The following is a 16,626-nucleotide window of genomic DNA, read 5'->3' on the forward strand; positions in this document are numbered from 1 at the left end:
TCATTCCTTTATGATGATATGTTCTTCTCTTTTAGAGTCAAACATTTTAATTTGCTCTGCTTTTTCTAATTTATAAGGTTTTTGCATTACATCTTGTTGTGCTTTTAAACCCCAAACAGTAAGTCCAGCTAAAATCGATAATAATAAAACAGTTGCTATTAACATTCCACTAACACCTGAAAGTGAAAATACACATCTATTTGAATTTTCCATTATTCACCCCTTGAAAGAGAAATTGCATATTCACTAACTGCTTCTTTTTGAAGCTCGTTTAATAAACCATTGTTAAAGTGAGGCATTACACCTATGCTACCTGCTTTACCACGATTTAAAACATCTACTACAAACTCAGCACTACCGTATTTTGATAAATCCGGAGCTACTAATTGTCCATCAATAGTTCCTTTTCCGTCCTCTCCATGACATACTGTGCAAGTTACAAAAAGCTCTTTTCCTTTTGCCACAAGCTGAGGATTTTCAGTTTTTTTAATCGCTGAAATTTCAGAAGCAACATAAGCTGCAATTGCAGGGATATCAGCTTCATCTATGCCATTATCTGCTGCGCTTAACATCTCACCCATAGGATAATTCATACCCTTAGAACCTTTAGTAATTACTTCTATAAGTCCTTCTTCTGAACCCCAAATGTTAAGATTTTGTGCTTTTCCGTTAATACCATCACCTGTAATTCCATGACAAGAAGAACACTGAACCAAGAAAATATTTTTACCCATTTCTTGTTTATCTTGTGCACTTAAATTTGCGAATTTCTGTGCAAATTTTTCATTATGCGCTTGTACTTCTTTGTTATACTCACCAATTTGAGAATAACTATTTAAAGGATATCCCCAAAGAAAATACCATATACACCACACTATAGCCAAGAAAAATACAACAGCCCAGCCAAGTGGTATAGGATTTTTAAACTCGCCTATACCATCCCAACTATGCTCGCTTAGCTCACCTTGGCTTTTTTCTTCTTTCATACTTTTAAATAATTTTCCTACCACAACAAGTGTAATCAAGATGATAAGAATTGCTCCAATAAAAGATAATAAATTAACATTATCTTGTAAGTTCAACCATTGCATTAAGCACTCCTTTTATTTTGCTCTAAAACACGATCGCTGATTTCATCATGCAATGCTAAATCAGCATATTTTTCATAGTTTCTTCTACCTGTTTTTTCAGATCTATATAAATGAAACCAATAAGAATACAAAACTACCACTAAAAACACTACAAGAGCAAAAAAACCATAAGCTTGTAGCTCTCTTATTAGTTCTAAATCCATGGTTTTTCCTATTTTAAGCTATTAAGATACGCGATTAAAGCTACAATCTCTCTAATTTCGCCTCTAGCAAACGCATCTTTAACATCTTGATTTTTCATTTGATCTACTATAGCTTGAGCTTCTGCTTTAACTTCTACTTGAGCCTCTTCCCAAGTACCAAGTTTTGTACCATTTTCAACATCATAAGGCACATTGAAAACTTTTTTCACAGTCAATGCTTCTGCATAAGCTGTTTCTATGTTTGCATTATTGCTAAACATATGTTTATAAGCTGGCATAATAGAACCAGGTACAACTGAAACTGGATCCCACATATGATTTTCATGCCAATCTGTAGTTCTAAAATTACCTATACGCAATAAATCAGGTCCGGTTCTTTTTGAACCCCATAAAAATGGTCTATCATAAGCATATTCACCACTAACTGAATACATACCATAACGATCTGTTTCTGATTTAAAAGGACGAATAAGTTGTGAATGACACGCATTACAACTTTCTTTAATATAAGCATGGCGTCCTGCAAGTTGTAAAACCGTATAAGGCTTTTTACCTTCAATTGGTCTTGCATTTTGAGCAAAATCAGGTAAAACTTCTACAATACCCGCATATGCAATCACAATAAATACTGCTACAGCAAAAAAGAATGGATTTTTTTCTAACCAACTAAACATATTTTTCCTCCTTATGCTGCCATAGGTGAAGCACTTTTTGGTTCTTTATCAAGTACTCTACCCACTGCGATTGATTTGTAAATATTATAAACAAACATGAAAAATCCTACTAAGTATAACAAGCCACCCACAGCTCTAATCCAATAATAAGGAATAATAGCTTCAACAGTATCGATGAAAGTATAAAGTAAGTTACCATACTCATCTGTAGCTCTCCACATCATACCTTGAGTAATACCTGCTATCCACATAGAACTAAAGTACAATACTATACCTGTGGTTTGAATCCAAAATTGAGCTTCCATTAGTGATTTGCTATATAGCTCTCTTTTAAACATTCTAGGCACCATATGATAAAGTGCAGCCATAGTCATAAAGCCAACCCAACCTAAAGTACCATCATGAACATGCCCTGGAATCCAATCTGTAAAGTGCGCTAATGCATTAACTGATTTAATAGAAAGAATAGGACCTTCCAAAGTTGAGAACATATAGAAAGTTGAAGCTAAAATCATAAATTTGATTAATGGGCTTTCTCTTAATTGGCTCCACTCACCTTTCATAGTAAGCAAGATATTAATTGCCGAACCCCAAGAAGGTAAAATAAGCACAATTGAAAAAACTGAACCCATAGTTTGCATCCAATCAGGTACAGTAGAATAAATCAAGTGGTGTCCACCTGCCCATAGATAAACAAACATTAAGCCCCAAAATGCAAATAAAGACAATTTATAAGAGAAAATTGGCTGACCGCTTTCTTTTGGCAAGAAATAATAAATTTGAGCAATAATACCAACAGTGAATACAAATGCAACAGCATTGTGTCCATACCACCATTGAACCAACGCATCATTTGTTCCTGCATACATAGAAACACTATGCCACCAATCACCCATTCCACTTACAAAGTATGTTGGTACAGCCATATTATTAAATAGATAAAGCATTGCTATACCTAAGAAAGTAGCTATATAATACCAAAGTGAAACATATAGAGTTTTTTCACGGCGAATTCCAATAAGTCCAAAAATACTTACACCCCATAAAACCCAAACTAAAACTACCAATATATCAAGTGGCCATTCAAGTTCAGCATACTCTTTTGAAGTACTAACACCTGCAAACAAAGTAATAACAGCTATAATCATAGTGATCATATAAAGCCAAAAATGCAATTTACCAATAAACATTAAAAAGCTTGATTCTGCCATACTAACTTTTAGTACACGCTGACCAATATAATACCAAGTAGCCCAAATTCCTGAGAGCATAAAACCAAAAATTACACCTGAAGTGTGTAATGGTCTAAGTCTTGAAAAAGTACCATACTCACCGGCTAAATAGTTTAAATCCGGATAAGCCATTTGAAAGGCAATAAGCGTTCCAATAGCCATACCAATAACACCAAACAATAAGGTAGCAAACATAAAATATTTAGCAACCGTATAGTCATAGTTTAATGCATTTCCTGGGTGCATTTCCTCTCCTTAAGTTTTTTTCTGCAATTATGCAATCTTTATATTATATGATATTTAATATCTTTTTTAGCTTAAATTATGTCAAATTATTTATTATTTATTAATAAATTGTAATGTTATCGCGTGAGTATAAAACCTGTATAAGAAAAATACACGCCATAAAAAAAGATTAAAATACAAGAAATCAAACTAGCTATTTTTTGAAATTTTTCATTTAATGTTTTAGAAAAATAAGCAAAAAATATCAAAGCAGGCAAGGTTGAAAGTCCAAAAACAAGCATAATTAATGCTGATAAATAAATATTTTGCACACTCATACCAAAGGCTATGTAAAAATACACCAATCCACATGGCACAAAACCATTTAAAAATCCTAAAAAAAGAGTACTTTTTAAAGACTTATTTTGAATTAGTTTGGGAATATTTTTTTTGATGATACAGTCAAAAATTAAAGATCTTTCAAGAAAAGCTAAAAATTTTCCTTTAAAAATTAAAGCACAAGCTAAAATCATCATAAAAAGCCCAATAATAAAAAACATTACACCTTTTGCAAATTCGTTAAAAGAAAATAAATTTCCAAAAATTCCAAAAAATACGCCTAAGCAAACATAAGCAAAAATTCTAGATAAATGATAAGAGAAAATCAAAAGAGTAAAAGGGAGTTTAATTTGCTTTGAAAGCTGAGTATAAGCCAAAACAAAGCCTCCGCACATTCCATAGCAATGTCCAAAGCTTGAAAGAAAAGCTATACTCGCTAAAGCAATAAAATCTAAATTCACAAAAGCTCTAAAAATTCTTTAAAAATATACTTGCTCTCATGTGGCCCTGATGAGCTTTCTGGATGGTGTTGTACTGAAATGATAGGATAATTTTTATATCTTACACCCTCTACATTGTCACCAAATAAATTTCTATGAGTAATAGTTGCAACCTCTGCGATTTCTTCAGGAACATTATAGTTGTGATTTTGTGCTGTAATTTCTACTGTGTTATTTGTAAGGTTGATTACTGGGTGATTTGCTCCATGTTGACCAAATTTCATCTTATAAGTTTCATAACCAAAAGCATTACTTAAAAGTTGGTGCCCTAAACAAATACCTAACATAGGAATTTTTGCTTCTGCTAATTTTTTAATCTCTGCAATTTCATCTTTTAAAATTTTTGGCTCACCTGGTCCATTGGATAAAAATACCCCATGAATCACGCCTTTTTGATATAAATCAATCAAATCTTTTGCCTTGGTATTATAAGGAAAAACTTCTACTTCAAGCCCCACGCTTACAAGCTCATTTAAAATATTTTCTTTTACACCATAATCAATCACAGCTACTTTTTTACCACTTGCTTTTACATTCTCATAAGCTTTTTTACTATGATCCCAAGCACCTTTACTATGCTTATAAGAGCTTTTAGTGCTAACTTGAGCTACATAATTTACCTCATCAATCTTAGCACTTGATAAAAGCATTTTCTTAAGTTCTTCTTTGTCTTTAATTTCAGTAGATATTACCGCTCTTAAATTACCATAATCTCTAATCATTTTAACTAAAAATCTTGTATCAATTTCGCAAAGTCCTATTTTGCCATGGTTTTTCAAATAAGCACTTAAAGAATTGTTAGCTCTAAAATTAGAATAATCTTCATTTAATTCTCTTATAATCATACCGCTAGCAAAAACTTCTTTGCTTTCGTTATCTTCATCATTAACACCAACTATACCAATTTCTGGCATTGAAAAAACCACAAATTGACCTGCATACGAAGGATCAGAAATAATCTCTTGATAGCCCGTTAAAGAGGTATTAAAAACAAGTTCTCCAAAAAAAGTTCCACCTTCTCCAAAAGCCTTTGCGCTTAAAAAAACATCATTTTCTATATAAATATAAGCTTTCATAAAAGTCCTTTTTTTCTAAGCTCTTCTTGATACAGCTTTTCAAATACTAATTCATATTCTTCAGAACCTGGGATAAGTTTTCTTTTATAATTTGAAATTTTTTCATAAACCAAATCTTCTAAATTTTCATACTCTTTTAAATAAGACATAATGCTTGAAAAAATGAGATTTTTCACACGGTTTTCTGATACATTATAATTTATCAAATCCTCTTCTATTAAATTTTCTAAAATTTTATGAGAAAGATTGTTGTATCTATCTTCACTATCAAGTATAAATTTAAACTCACTTGCTAATTTTTTCTTAATCATCCAAAACATACTTTTTCTATCTATTTGCATAAACTCGATTTCATCTTCTTGGCTTTCTAAAAGCTCTTTTGCTTTTTCATCAAGCTTACGCTCGTTTAAAACATCTATTTCTATAATTTCTTTTGCTATTTTTAAAAGTTTTTGACTATCATCTTTGATTTTTACAAAAGAAGAATGCATTAAATCAAGTATTATTTTATTTGCTATATAAGGTATATGAGCTGGTTTGATACGCATTTATTCACCTTTTTATTTTTATTGAAATAATACTAAAAAAAAGGTAAAAACTGCTTAAAACTTACTGCGAACTTGCATTTTGATCTAAATTTTTTAAAAGTAATGTTAAATCCGAAGCTTTTTTAGGTTCCATTTTTGCCATAATAGATGAAATTTTTCTAGGATCTAGCGAAAGTAGAATTTTTGAAGCTTCATCAGGCTCCATTTCGCTTAATATACCTGCCACAGCCACATCTTTCATCTTAGCATAGATTTCTGTAATACGTCCCATAGTTTTATCATGAATAACTTGAAGATTTTGCTTAGTTGCTTCTAATATACGCTCATTTTGTTCTTTTAAGCTTTTGATTTGCTCTAAACTTGCATTAATATCAGCTTCTTTTTGCATTAAAGCTTGCATTTTTTCTTTTTGTAAAGCTTCAAAAGATGCTCTATAAGCTTCCAAGCTTTGTCTTGCTTCATCATATTCTCTAATTTGCTCTTGCATTTGTTCTTTTCTTGCTTCAAAATACTGCTCACAATTTTGCTGTGCATTTAAAAAACTTAAAAAAATCAATAAATATATTATTTTTTTCACTATTTATCCTTATTAAAATGTCTTGTTATGGCAAGTTCATCTATAAATTTTTCTTCTTCTTTTTGCAAGGCTTTTTGGATTTTTTTTAATTCTTCATTTTCCAAAACTTTAATTTTTTCAAATTCTAAATGAGCTTTTTTATATAAGTGCTGATGGTGTGCTAATTCTTTTTTAGTTAAATCTAATTTTTGCTTAACTCTTTGCTTGCCTTCTCTTGCAATTTCTTGCATTTTTAAAGACGATCTTAACAAAGCTATTGAACCCTTATCAGCTAAAGTTAAGCTTTCGCAAGTTTTTGAAGCTTCTTTAAGCTCTTCTTCACACTGCAAAAGCTTTTGTCTTGTTTTGGTTAAATTTGCTTCTGCTTTATCAAGCTGTTGTTTTCTAAGCTTAATCACAGAAGAATATTTGCTTTTCATAAAATAATAGTATCTTCTCTTTCAGGACTTGTAGAGATATAACCTACTTTAACACCACTTAATTCTTCTAAACGTTTAATGTATTTTTTAGCATTTTCAGGTAACAAATCATAATCCCTAATCCCTGCAACTTTATCCCAACCTTCCATTACTTCATAAATAGGTTTAGCATTTTCTAAATCACAAGGCACATAGTCTATTTCTTGCCCTTTATATTCATAAGCTTTACAAATTTTAACACTTTCAAAGCCATCTAACACATCAAGTTTCATTAATGATAAAGTATCTAAGCCGTTTAATCTTGCGGTATATCTTACCGCAACCGCATCAAACCAACCACATCTTCTTTTTCTGCCTGTACTTACTCCGATTTCTTTACCGATAAGTCCTATTTTTTCACCATCTTCACCTAAATCTTCACTTGGAAAAGCTCCATTTCCCACTCTTGTTGTATAAGCTTTTACTATACCTATAACTTTTCCAATTTCTTTTGGATTTAATCCCAAACCACTTAAAGCCCCAGCTGAAATAGTTGTTGAACTAGTAACATAAGGATAAGTTCCATGATCAATATCCAGCATTGATCCTTGCGCACCTTCTAACAATACTTTTTTATCCTCATCTAAAGCCTTCCAAAGCATTCTTGTAGTATCTGTAATATATGGTGCTAAAACTTCTTTAAAGCGTTTTAAATCTTTTAAGATTTCATCATAACTAGGCATTGCAATACCTAAAACATCAAAATAAGTTTTTTTAAGTTCAAAATCTTTCATTAAATTTTCACAAAGTTTTTCAGGCTCTAGTAATTCCCCTACTCTATGTCCATTACGGCTTATTTTATCTTCATAACTTGGCCCTATACCTTTGCCTGTTGTTCCTATAGCTTTATCGCCTTTAAGTCTTTCTCTTGCTTGATCAATCAAAGCATGATGATTTAAATTTAAATGAGCTCTATCACTTATAAATAATCTTCCTTCTAAATTTTCAAATTGAGCCATTTCGCTAATTAATACATCAGGATTAACTACAACCCCATTACCTATAACATTAATACATTGCTTATTTAAAACACCTGATGGCATTAAATGTAAAGCATATCTTATACCATCAACCCATATAGTGTGACCTGCATTATGTCCACCTGCACTCCTGCAAACATAATCATAATTTTCACATAGTTTATCAACTATCTTACCTTTACCCTCATCACCCCATTGGATACCAACTACAATATCTGCTTTACTCATAAAAAACTCCATTTTGACTTAAATTTGGCGAGAAGGTGAGAGAATCGAACTCCCCAAAAAGTAGTCAACTACCCTTTCATCTGATTTGAAGTCAGTGGCCATCACCAGATAAGCTAACCTTCCAAAAATTATATTATATCTTATAAATTTATATATTAGAATAAAATAATTAGTAAATATATATTTTTACAAAAATGAAAAATAATTATACTTATAAAGCAAAAATTAAAAAATATTTCATATAATTAATAAAAAATAATATAATTTTTTCAATTATGTTATTATAATTTTAAACATATAAAGGAGAATACATGAAAATCATAAAAAAGAGTATTTTCTTTTTACTTTTATTTACCACTCTTTTAAATGCAGAAAATAACGGTTTTTTCATAGGTGGAGGAATTTCTAGCACAGGAAACAAAGATACAACAAGCATTATCGGAGAAAAATATAAAGATAACTCACAAGATATTGTTTTTAATCTAATTGTGGGATATAAATATTTCTACACCCCTCAACTTGGCGCTAGAATTTATTTTAATCACGAAGCAAGTTCAATAGACTATGGAGTGGTAACTCAAGCTAAAGAAGCAGGTTGGAATGAATATACGATTAATTTAGATACTTTATATAATTTTACCTCAAATGAAACAAATATAGGTGTTTATGGTGGTTTATTTGCAGGTTATACTGATTGGGATTTTGTAAATTCTACAAATATAGAGAAAAAAGGATTCATTAGTGGAATTAATTTTGGTACAAGAGCAAATTTTACAATCATCATAGTATAGAATTGGGTGCTAAAATTCCTTTTATAAGAAGTTCTATTTCAGATTGCAAAGAAAATATTTTTCACACAAGCACAAAAACTCAAAGAATATATAGCACACAATTAAAATATATCTATAGTTTTTAAAGGTAATTCTTACAAAGAATTACCCACAAAAAAACTTTAAAGATGTTTTAACATTGTTTCATAAGCTGCTTTAGTTCCTGGGCGCACTTTAGTTACTAAACTCACTAAAACAATCACAACAGATGCAGCTAAAAATCCTGGGATGATTTCATAAATAGGAAAATTAAGCCACTCAGCCAAGAAATTTTTATATGCTACAACTACAACTGCACCTGTAATCATACCTGCAATAGCAGCATATCTAGTCATTTTTGACCAAAATAATGAAAAGAGCATTACAGAACCAAAACTTGCTCCAAACCCTGCCCAAGCATAAGCTACTATGCTTAATACGCTTGAGTTTTTATCAGTAGAAATAACAAAAGCTATCACGGCCACTGCTAAAACACCAAATCTACCTAAAGTCATTACCATTTTATTAGATGCTTCTTTATTGAAAATTCTTTTATAAAAATCTTCTGCTATAGTCGAACTTGAAACAAGCAATTGTGAACTTGCTGTACTCATAATAGCTGCTAAAATAGCACTTAATAAAATACCTGCTATCCAAGGATTAAAAAGTAATTGTGACATTACGATAAAAATCTTTTCAGGATCTTGTAAACTAAGTTCAAATTTACTCACATAAGCTATACCTAAAACACCTATCAAACAAGCACCAATTAAAGATATAACCATCCAAGAAATTCCTACAAAAGTAGCAGTTGGGATGTCTTTAGTTGAGCGTATAGACATAAAACGTACCAAAATATGTGGTTGACCAAAATACCCAAGCCCCCAAGAAAGAGCTGAAACTATACCTAAAAAGCTTAATCCTTCTCCCATAGAAAAAGTATTTGGCTTAATTTCTTTGACTATATTAACAGCTTCACTAAAGCCACCCAAATGATAAATCATCACTATAGGCACGATAATCAAGGCACTCATCATTAATAAACCCTGAATCAAATCCGTCCAACAAACTGCCTTATATCCACCCAAAAATGTATAAGCAACTATAATCACAGTTCCTGTAGTTAAAGCATAATCATATTGAATTCCAAAAGTTGCTTCAAAAAGTTTTGCTCCACCTACAAGTCCTGAAGAAACATAAAAAGTAAAGAAAATCAAGATAACAATAGCACAAACCACTCTTAATATATGCTTATCATCATCAAACCTTGTCTCAAAATAATCAGGTATGGTAATAGAATTTGCAATCACACTAGTATAAATTCTAAGTCTTTTTGCTATAAAAGCCCAGTTTAAAAACGCTCCTATACTAAGACCTATTGCAATATAACTTTCAGCTAAACCACTTACATATAAAGCTCCTGGCAAGCCCATTAAAAGCCAACCGCTCATATCAGAAGCTCCAGCACTAAGTGCTGAAACCACCGGCCCCATAGAACGACCACCTAAAAAATAGTCTTCTGAATTTTTATTTTGTTTATAAAAATAAAATCCGATAAAAAGCATTAATGCTGAATATGCGACAAACATTATCGCAATTTGAGTATTAATGTGTACAACCTCCATTTATTCTCCTTTTTTTATTTTAAAGCACGAATGCCTAAATTTCCATAACGATGGAAAGATATACTTAAAGCTTTTTCATTATGATATAAAAGCAACTCAAAACGTCCATTCATTAAAGGCTTAGCATTAGCAATGATTTTTGCGCAACTTGCTGCCTTTATGAAAATTTCATCATTAACATCTAATGGAGCAAAATAACGAATTCTTTCATAATCAGCTATTTTGCTAATGAAATTTTCTTTACTTTCTTTAAGGAATAAAGTTTTTGAACTAATTTTTTGATTAATCTTTTGTACAAGATCTATTTTTTCATGCTCATCATAACTTAAAATAAGATCAATATTTAGCACACTAGCTGCTAAAATAACTCCTAAAATATCTTTTAAGCTATCATCTTTATGCACTCTATAAGCGATATTTTTAACCTTTGTATAAGAAAAAAGATTATCCTCGCCTCTTATATTGACATAATCTTTCACACTTGCAAATTCATGTTTTGCATGATAAGCATAGCTTCTTACCATAGCTTTAATGACTTCAAAATCGGCTTTATCTTTTTCATTTAAATCTAAGCTTAAAGCATTTAAATTTGATACTAATTCATTATCTAAGACATTTTGATCAGCTTGACTTTGCTCTATATCTAAAAATTGGGTAATGTAATTATAAATTCCTACCTTTCTACCAAAGCCAATGGCTGATTTTTTAATACCACCAAAAGGTTGTCTAAGAACTATAGCTCCTGTTGTTGGTTTATTAATATAAATATTTCCTGCCTCTATGTGAGTATGGAAGTATTCCCATTCTCTTTCATCTAAACTTTCAAATCCTGCTGTAAGTCCATAACCTGTAGAATTTACTATATCAATAGCTTCTTTTAAATCTTTTGCTTTCATTACAGTTAAGATTGGTGCAAAAAGCTCATTCATGTGTGTAAAATCACCTTTTTTAGTACCATATTTAATCCCTGGAGTTAGAAGATAAGGATTATCATCTACAAATTTAGGTTTTAAAGCCCAACTTTCATATGGAGCTAACTCATCTAATGCTTTTTGCAGTTTTACATCTGGTTTATCTGCTAAAGCTCCAAGTTTATTTTTAAATACAAATGGATTTCCAACCGCCATGGAACTAGCAGCATCTACCAAAGTCTTTTTGAACTCTTCATCATTATAAACTTCTTCTTCTAAAACTAGTAAAGAAGTAGCAGAGCATTTTTGACCTGAATTTGAAAATGCCGAATGAATGATATTTTTAATCGCACTATCACGATCAGCAAATTTAGAAACAATAGTTGCATTTTTACCGCCTGTTTCAGCGCTTAAAAGTAAGGTTGGATTAGCTTTGAGCATTGCATAAGCAGTTTCTTCCCCACCAGTTAATACTGAAAATTTCACGCTTTGATCAACAAGCAAGTATTTTGATATATCACTACCTTTAGCAGGTAAGAAAATCAAAGCATCTTTTGGAATTCCTGCATCCCAAAAACATTTACAAAGCATATAGCCTGTTAGCATGGATAAAGATGATGGCTTATATATTACTTTATTACCTGCAGCCAAAGGTGCTGCTATGGTTCCTACTGAAATACCTACTGGGAAATTCCATGGCGCAATCACTACGCCTATGCCTTTTGCCTTAAAAGTTGTATTTGGATTTTGCTCTTTTAGTTTTTCCAAAGAATGTGGGTAAAATTCTAAAAAGTCTATAGCCTCACTAACTTCAGGATCAATTTCTAAGAAAGTTTTTCCTACCTCTAAAGCTGCTATACCTATTAAATCTCCTCTACGATCTCTAACAAGTTGAGCAGTTTTTGCTAAAATTTTATAAATTTCATCATGACTTAAATCGCTAAAATTCGAGCTCTTAGCTACATCTAAAGCGTATTTAATCTCTTTTTGACCTGCTAAATGTGCTTTACCTATAGTACGATTTTTGATTTTATCTTTAACTTCTACTACTTGTAAATTTTCATTTTTAATTTCTTCTTTTGCAACCGGATAGACATCATAATTTTCTAAATTTTCATATTTAGCTCTTACACCCTTAGCCCATTCTCTATTTGCTTTTAAGATAAAATCTGTATCAGGTTCGTTTTTAAATTCTTTACTCTCATAAGAACTAATAGCCTTTGTTTCATTATTTCTATCCTGGGTTCTATGAGTAGAATTATCCAAACTAGCAACGCCTTCTAAGGATTTTATAAACAATTCTTTTTGCATCTGCCAATTTTTATCATTGATTTTAAGATTGAAAAAATATCTCATGAAATTATCTTCACTAGTATTTTCATCAAGTCTTCTTACTAAGTATGCAATAGCATTGTTAAAATGTGCTTCATCGCAAACTGGTGCATAAAGTATAAGATCATGCATTTTAGAAAGCTCATAAGAGCATTGCAAACTCATACCCTCAAGCATTTCAAAAGTAAAAGATGATAAAGCTCCAGCTTGTGAAATTCTAGTATAAGCATAAGCAATTTCAAATAAATTATGACTTGCAATACCTACATTAATATATTTATGATTATCTCCCTCTAAGACAAAATCAAGCATTTTTTTATAATTGCTATCGGTGTCAATTTTTTTATAAAAAGTAGGTAGAGCCCAACCTCTTTGTGAGGCTATAGTTTCTTCACTTTCCATATTCGCTCCTTTAACAAAGCGAATTTTTATAGGCTTCATACCTTTTAAAACTCTTTCTTTTGAAAAAGCAAAAAGTTTTTTCAAATACTCATAAGAATCAGGTAAATAAGCTTGCAAAACAATACCTGCTTTAATATCATATTTTGCAACACTTTCCATAAAAGCTTCAACGGTTAATTCTAAATCTCTAAATTCTTCCATGTCAAGATTGATAAATTTAGACACACCTTGCTTTTTTTCTTCCTCTAAAGCAAGAGCATATAATTTATCCAATCTTTTTACCACCTCATCTTTAGAGTATTCAAAATCAATAATATTGATTTGGGAAAAAATGGTAGTAATTTTAATAGAAATATAAGTAATATAGCTTGTTTTTAATGCTTCTTCGTATTTTTTCATCCTATAAGCACTTTCAGCCTCGCCCAAGACCTCTTCGCCGATTAAATTTACATTTAAAGTGATTTTATCTTCATCTTTTCTTTTGCGCATATGAGGCTCTAAAACACTAGGATTTGCATCTAAAACCATAGCTTTTGTATCTTCTCTTAAATGCTTAATGAAAAATGGCACACTAAGAGTTGGTGCAAATTTTCCAAAATTTAAAAATGAAAAAAGTAAAAATTTTTCAAAAGCACTAAAAAAATCAGCTATACCATATTTGTTTAAAGTATACTCTATAAGCTCAAAACTCGCACTTTTATCTTTACATCTAAAAGAGCGATCTAAAAGCTCAATTAACATTACTTTATTTTTAGGATTATTTAAAAGTTTTTGCATTTTGGCATGAAATTCTTTTTCGCTTTGAGAGATATTACTTTCTATCTTTCTTTGTAATTCTTCAGCTAATTGCAAAGCTTTTTGTATCATTTTTTCCTCCACTTTAATAGTTAATATGTATTTATGATACAAAAATTGCAACGAAAATCAACATATATTTATTTGTAATTTATTTTTTTATGTAAAAAAGTAACAAATATAAACATATATTTTTAATTATAAATAAAATATTAGCACAATAATAAATAATTATGAGTATTTCTTACACATCTAGCAATAATCTTTGCTTCAATATTATGATCTTTCAAAATTTTTAAAGCTTCAACTGCTTCATTTTCACTCATACTAGCTAAAAGTCCACCTGAAGTTTGAGGATCAAAATACACTATATCTTCATCTTTTTCATTTAAATTATCAACCCAAATTTTTAAACTATCTTTATTTTTATAAGCTCCTGCTGGGATAATCCCTATATTAGCCATTGACAAAACTCCATCCATTAAAGGAATTTCATTTTTATATACTTCTATCATAAGCTCTTTATTTAACATTTCTTTTAAATGTCCCAAAAGGCCAAAACCTGTCACATCACTTAAAGCACTAAGACTTTTAAATCTCTTTAAAATACGACTTGCATAAAGATTTAAAAAACTCATTTGTTCTACTGCTTTTAAAATCTTTGCTTTTTCTAGCAAACCAGCCTTGATAGCAGTACTAATAATACCACTACCTATAGGCTTAGTAAGTAAAATCACATCACCATCTTTTGCGCTATTATTAGCTATAAATTTCTTAGGATGAACTACGCCTGTTACACTAAGCCCAAAAATAAATTCATCATTTTCTATAGTATGCCCACCTACTAGCACAGCACCAGCTTCTTCAACCTTAACTCTAGCACCTTCTAACACTTCAAGTAAAATTTCATTATTAAAATGACAAGTATCAAAACCTACAATATTTAAAGCATTGATCACCTCAGCACCCATAGCAAATACATCACTTAAAGCATTTGCAGCAGCTATAGCGCCAAAATGATACGCACTATCAACCACGGGTGTAATAAAATCAAGAGTTTGCACCAAAGCTAAATCTTCATTTAGCTTATAAACACTTGCATCTTCATTATTATTAATACCACTTAAAATGTTTTCATGCGGTTTTAAAATGCCAAGAATTTTGTCAAGACCCACCGAGTCTAATTTGGCAGCTCAACCCGCAGCTTTTACATATTGGGTTAGTTTTTGATCTTTATATATCATAAAGAAATAATCTTTGCCTTTCCAAAAAGTTCATTTAAAATTTCATAAGCATTGCCTATTTTACCTATTTTAAGTTCTTTGCTTTTGCCAAAAAATTCCAAACATGCCCCGCAACTATAAATTTCAACTCCTAAATTTTCAAGTTCTTTCATAGCCTCAAAAGCAATATGAGAGCAATCAGTATTCATCAAAACACTATCATTAACACAAAGGATTTTTACAGGTTTATTAGGTAAATCTTTTAGAGTTTTTAAAAAACCTAGCATTAAATTTTTTCCAAGTTCTCCCTCGCCCACTCTATCGCGTTTTAAAAATAACACATTGTATTCTTGTAAATTTTTTTCTTGAGTTTGAGCTATATTGCCATCTTTTATAATGCTAATAATACTCTCATCATCTAAATCTTTAACGCTAAATTCCAAATTTAAAGATTTTAAAAATCTCATTACATTTTCTTTAGAAGCTTGAGAATTTAAAAGAATTTCTAAATTTTCATTTTCTTTTAACTCTTCTAAGGCTTTTTTTGTTTCTATCACAGGACGTGGACAAGCTAAATCTCTACAATCAATTTTCATTTTTTACCTTTTTTATTTAATGATATATTGTTATAACTTGTATTCAAATTAAGTTTTGTTTTTTTCTTGATTTTTCTTAAAAAATAATTCTTTAAAGCGTTTATTGGTATATTCTTCTACATCTTGTTGTAAAATTTTAAAATTTTGAATTAATTCATAAGCTCTTGGAGTAAGTTTGCTACCAGCTTCACTTCCTCTTCCTTTTTTAGCAATGAGCAATTCTTCTTTCATATTTTTTTCTAAATCTTGTATATAAAGCCATGCTTTTTTATAATTAATCCCTAGTTTTTTAGCCGCTTGGGAAATACTTCCACATTCTCCTACTAATTCTAAAATATCTGTTTTACCTTTACCAAAAAGCAATTCTCCTTCAGGATTTTCTACCCAAATTTTACTTTTTACATGAAATTTTTTACCCTTTTTTTCTTCAAAACAACCAAGTTCACAGTATTTAACATCAATTTTATAAGTTTTAAGTGTAGCTCTCATATCAGCCATATTAAAGTTTTTTGCACATTCTAAAGCATCTTTACATGATATGCGACGCTTAGAATCTAATTTTGCTTCCAATTTTTCTAAAATTTCACTTTTTGCTATATTTTTGTTTAACTTGCCAAATTGACCTAACTCACAATCTGAAATTTTTACACCTAATTCTTTTATAGCAGTTTGAAAATCTTCTTTAGAATATTGTTTTAAAAGTTCTAGTGCTTTTTTACAAGTAAGTTTATTATTTTCATCAAGATTTTTTTGAATTTGTAAAATTAGCTCTTCCATGAATTAACCTTGGATTATAAGTAGT

18 protein-coding genes and 1 tRNA gene are annotated in these 16,626 nt (G+C 30.5%); 2 read left to right on the forward strand and 17 right to left on the reverse strand.

Annotated features, from left to right (window positions below; translation table 11 throughout):
• From L8W55_RS01810 to L8W55_RS01865, 12 genes are all read right to left on the reverse strand, one after another.
• Positions 1 to 213, reverse strand: a complete 213-nt coding sequence (locus L8W55_RS01810) for a DUF4006 family protein (protein ID WP_263674778.1) — start codon at positions 211 to 213, stop codon at positions 1 to 3.
• A complete protein-coding gene (gene ccoP, locus L8W55_RS01815; protein ID WP_263677049.1) occupies positions 213 to 1,091 on the reverse strand; it encodes a cytochrome-c oxidase, cbb3-type subunit III in 879 nt (292 codons plus the stop codon). The genes L8W55_RS01810 and ccoP overlap by 1 nt, the downstream gene beginning before the upstream one ends.
• Positions 1,091 to 1,294: a cytochrome c oxidase, cbb3-type, CcoQ subunit gene (locus L8W55_RS01820; RefSeq protein WP_039617636.1), complete on the reverse strand. Its 204-nt coding sequence runs from the start codon at positions 1,292 to 1,294 to the stop codon at positions 1,091 to 1,093. Before L8W55_RS01820 ends, ccoP begins: the two co-directional genes overlap by 1 nt.
• 8 nt (positions 1,295 to 1,302) lie before the next feature.
• The gene (ccoO, locus tag L8W55_RS01825) at positions 1,303 to 1,968 is read right to left on the reverse strand and encodes a cytochrome-c oxidase, cbb3-type subunit II (RefSeq protein WP_263677051.1); all 666 of its coding nucleotides are present in this window, start codon (positions 1,966 to 1,968) and stop codon (positions 1,303 to 1,305) included.
• Positions 1,969 to 1,979: 11 nt separating this feature from the next.
• On the reverse strand, positions 1,980 to 3,446 hold the full coding sequence (gene ccoN, locus L8W55_RS01830; protein WP_263674776.1) for a cytochrome-c oxidase, cbb3-type subunit I: 1,467 nt from the start codon (positions 3,444 to 3,446) through the stop codon (positions 1,980 to 1,982).
• A gap of 116 nt (positions 3,447 to 3,562) precedes the next feature.
• The gene (locus L8W55_RS01835) at positions 3,563 to 4,225 is read right to left on the reverse strand and encodes a sulfite exporter TauE/SafE family protein (RefSeq protein WP_263677053.1); all 663 of its coding nucleotides are present in this window, start codon (positions 4,223 to 4,225) and stop codon (positions 3,563 to 3,565) included.
• A complete protein-coding gene (gene carA / locus L8W55_RS01840) occupies positions 4,222 to 5,340 on the reverse strand; it encodes a glutamine-hydrolyzing carbamoyl-phosphate synthase small subunit (RefSeq protein WP_263677054.1) in 1,119 nt (372 codons plus the stop codon). The genes L8W55_RS01835 and carA overlap by 4 nt, the downstream gene beginning before the upstream one ends.
• Complete coding sequence (locus L8W55_RS01845) at positions 5,337 to 5,888, reverse strand: DUF507 family protein (RefSeq protein ID WP_263677055.1); 552 nt, start codon at positions 5,886 to 5,888, stop codon at positions 5,337 to 5,339. The genes carA and L8W55_RS01845 overlap by 4 nt, the downstream gene beginning before the upstream one ends.
• A gap of 61 nt (positions 5,889 to 5,949) precedes the next feature.
• Complete coding sequence (locus L8W55_RS01850; RefSeq protein WP_263677098.1) at positions 5,950 to 6,468, reverse strand: MotE family protein; 519 nt, start codon at positions 6,466 to 6,468, stop codon at positions 5,950 to 5,952.
• A complete protein-coding gene (locus tag L8W55_RS01855; RefSeq protein ID WP_263677057.1) occupies positions 6,465 to 6,884 on the reverse strand; it encodes a flagellar FliJ family protein in 420 nt (139 codons plus the stop codon). Before L8W55_RS01855 ends, L8W55_RS01850 begins: the two co-directional genes overlap by 4 nt.
• On the reverse strand, positions 6,881 to 8,131 hold the full coding sequence (locus L8W55_RS01860) for an adenylosuccinate synthase (RefSeq protein ID WP_012661109.1): 1,251 nt from the start codon (positions 8,129 to 8,131) through the stop codon (positions 6,881 to 6,883). The genes L8W55_RS01855 and L8W55_RS01860 overlap by 4 nt, the downstream gene beginning before the upstream one ends.
• A gap of 25 nt (positions 8,132 to 8,156) precedes the next feature.
• Positions 8,157 to 8,254: transfer RNA gene (locus L8W55_RS01865), tRNA-Sec, on the reverse strand.
• 188 nt (positions 8,255 to 8,442) lie between these two features.
• Here L8W55_RS01865 and L8W55_RS01870 point away from each other — a divergent pair.
• Positions 8,443 to 8,922, forward strand: a complete 480-nt coding sequence (locus L8W55_RS01870; protein ID WP_263677058.1) for an outer membrane beta-barrel protein — start codon at positions 8,443 to 8,445, stop codon at positions 8,920 to 8,922.
• Between the two features lie 2 nt (positions 8,923 to 8,924).
• Positions 8,925 to 9,047: a hypothetical protein gene (locus L8W55_RS07935; RefSeq protein ID WP_412175260.1), complete on the forward strand. Its 123-nt coding sequence runs from the start codon at positions 8,925 to 8,927 to the stop codon at positions 9,045 to 9,047.
• Positions 9,048 to 9,083: 36 nt separating this feature from the next.
• Here the strand turns inward: L8W55_RS07935 and putP are convergent, their stop codons facing one another.
• The 5 genes from putP to L8W55_RS01895 form a co-directional block, all read right to left on the reverse strand.
• On the reverse strand, positions 9,084 to 10,565 hold the full coding sequence (gene putP, locus L8W55_RS01875; RefSeq protein WP_263677060.1) for a sodium/proline symporter PutP: 1,482 nt from the start codon (positions 10,563 to 10,565) through the stop codon (positions 9,084 to 9,086).
• 14 nt (positions 10,566 to 10,579) lie between these two features.
• A complete protein-coding gene (locus tag L8W55_RS01880; RefSeq protein ID WP_263677061.1) occupies positions 10,580 to 14,077 on the reverse strand; it encodes a bifunctional proline dehydrogenase/L-glutamate gamma-semialdehyde dehydrogenase in 3,498 nt (1,165 codons plus the stop codon).
• Positions 14,078 to 14,217: 140 nt separating this feature from the next.
• Positions 14,218 to 15,249: a selenide, water dikinase SelD gene (selD, locus tag L8W55_RS01885; RefSeq protein WP_263677062.1), complete on the reverse strand. Its 1,032-nt coding sequence runs from the start codon at positions 15,247 to 15,249 to the stop codon at positions 14,218 to 14,220.
• On the reverse strand, positions 15,246 to 15,824 hold the full coding sequence (gene yedF / locus L8W55_RS01890) for a sulfurtransferase-like selenium metabolism protein YedF (RefSeq protein ID WP_263677063.1): 579 nt from the start codon (positions 15,822 to 15,824) through the stop codon (positions 15,246 to 15,248). Before yedF ends, selD begins: the two co-directional genes overlap by 4 nt.
• A gap of 48 nt (positions 15,825 to 15,872) precedes the next feature.
• Positions 15,873 to 16,601: a winged helix-turn-helix domain-containing protein gene (locus tag L8W55_RS01895; RefSeq protein ID WP_263677064.1), complete on the reverse strand. Its 729-nt coding sequence runs from the start codon at positions 16,599 to 16,601 to the stop codon at positions 15,873 to 15,875.
• Positions 16,602 to 16,626: the final 25 nt, after the last annotated feature.

Origin of the sequence: Campylobacter sp. FU_520, from assembly GCF_025772385.1 — a bacterium.
GTDB classification, from domain to species: Bacteria; Campylobacterota; Campylobacteria; order Campylobacterales; family Campylobacteraceae; genus Campylobacter_D; species Campylobacter_D lari_C.

What these genes read in the sequence shown, in the direction of transcription:
- L8W55_RS01810 (WP_263674778.1), bottom strand. Translation starts at nt 213, where the DNA reads ATGGAAAATTCAAATAGATGTGTATTTTCACTTTCAGGTGTTAGTGGA.
- ccoN (WP_263674776.1), bottom strand. Translation starts at nt 3,446, where the DNA reads ATGCACCCAGGAAATGCATTAAACTATGACTATACGGTTGCTAAATAT.
- L8W55_RS01820 (WP_039617636.1), bottom strand. Translation starts at nt 1,294, where the DNA reads ATGGATTTAGAACTAATAAGAGAGCTACAAGCTTATGGTTTTTTTGCT.
- L8W55_RS01870 (WP_263677058.1), top strand. Translation starts at nt 8,443, where the DNA reads ATGAAAATCATAAAAAAGAGTATTTTCTTTTTACTTTTATTTACCACT.
- L8W55_RS01860 (WP_012661109.1), bottom strand. Translation starts at nt 8,131, where the DNA reads ATGAGTAAAGCAGATATTGTAGTTGGTATCCAATGGGGTGATGAGGGT.
- carA (WP_263677054.1), bottom strand. Translation starts at nt 5,340, where the DNA reads ATGAAAGCTTATATTTATATAGAAAATGATGTTTTTTTAAGCGCAAAG.
- yedF (WP_263677063.1), bottom strand. Translation starts at nt 15,824, where the DNA reads ATGAAAATTGATTGTAGAGATTTAGCTTGTCCACGTCCTGTGATAGAA.
- L8W55_RS01845 (WP_263677055.1), bottom strand. Translation starts at nt 5,888, where the DNA reads ATGCGTATCAAACCAGCTCATATACCTTATATAGCAAATAAAATAATA.
- L8W55_RS01880 (WP_263677061.1), bottom strand. Translation starts at nt 14,077, where the DNA reads ATGATACAAAAAGCTTTGCAATTAGCTGAAGAATTACAAAGAAAGATA.
- ccoP (WP_263677049.1), bottom strand. Translation starts at nt 1,091, where the DNA reads ATGCAATGGTTGAACTTACAAGATAATGTTAATTTATTATCTTTTATT.
- L8W55_RS01895 (WP_263677064.1), bottom strand. Translation starts at nt 16,601, where the DNA reads ATGGAAGAGCTAATTTTACAAATTCAAAAAAATCTTGATGAAAATAAT.
- ccoO (WP_263677051.1), bottom strand. Translation starts at nt 1,968, where the DNA reads ATGTTTAGTTGGTTAGAAAAAAATCCATTCTTTTTTGCTGTAGCAGTA.
- L8W55_RS01855 (WP_263677057.1), bottom strand. Translation starts at nt 6,884, where the DNA reads ATGAAAAGCAAATATTCTTCTGTGATTAAGCTTAGAAAACAACAGCTT.
- putP (WP_263677060.1), bottom strand. Translation starts at nt 10,565, where the DNA reads ATGGAGGTTGTACACATTAATACTCAAATTGCGATAATGTTTGTCGCA.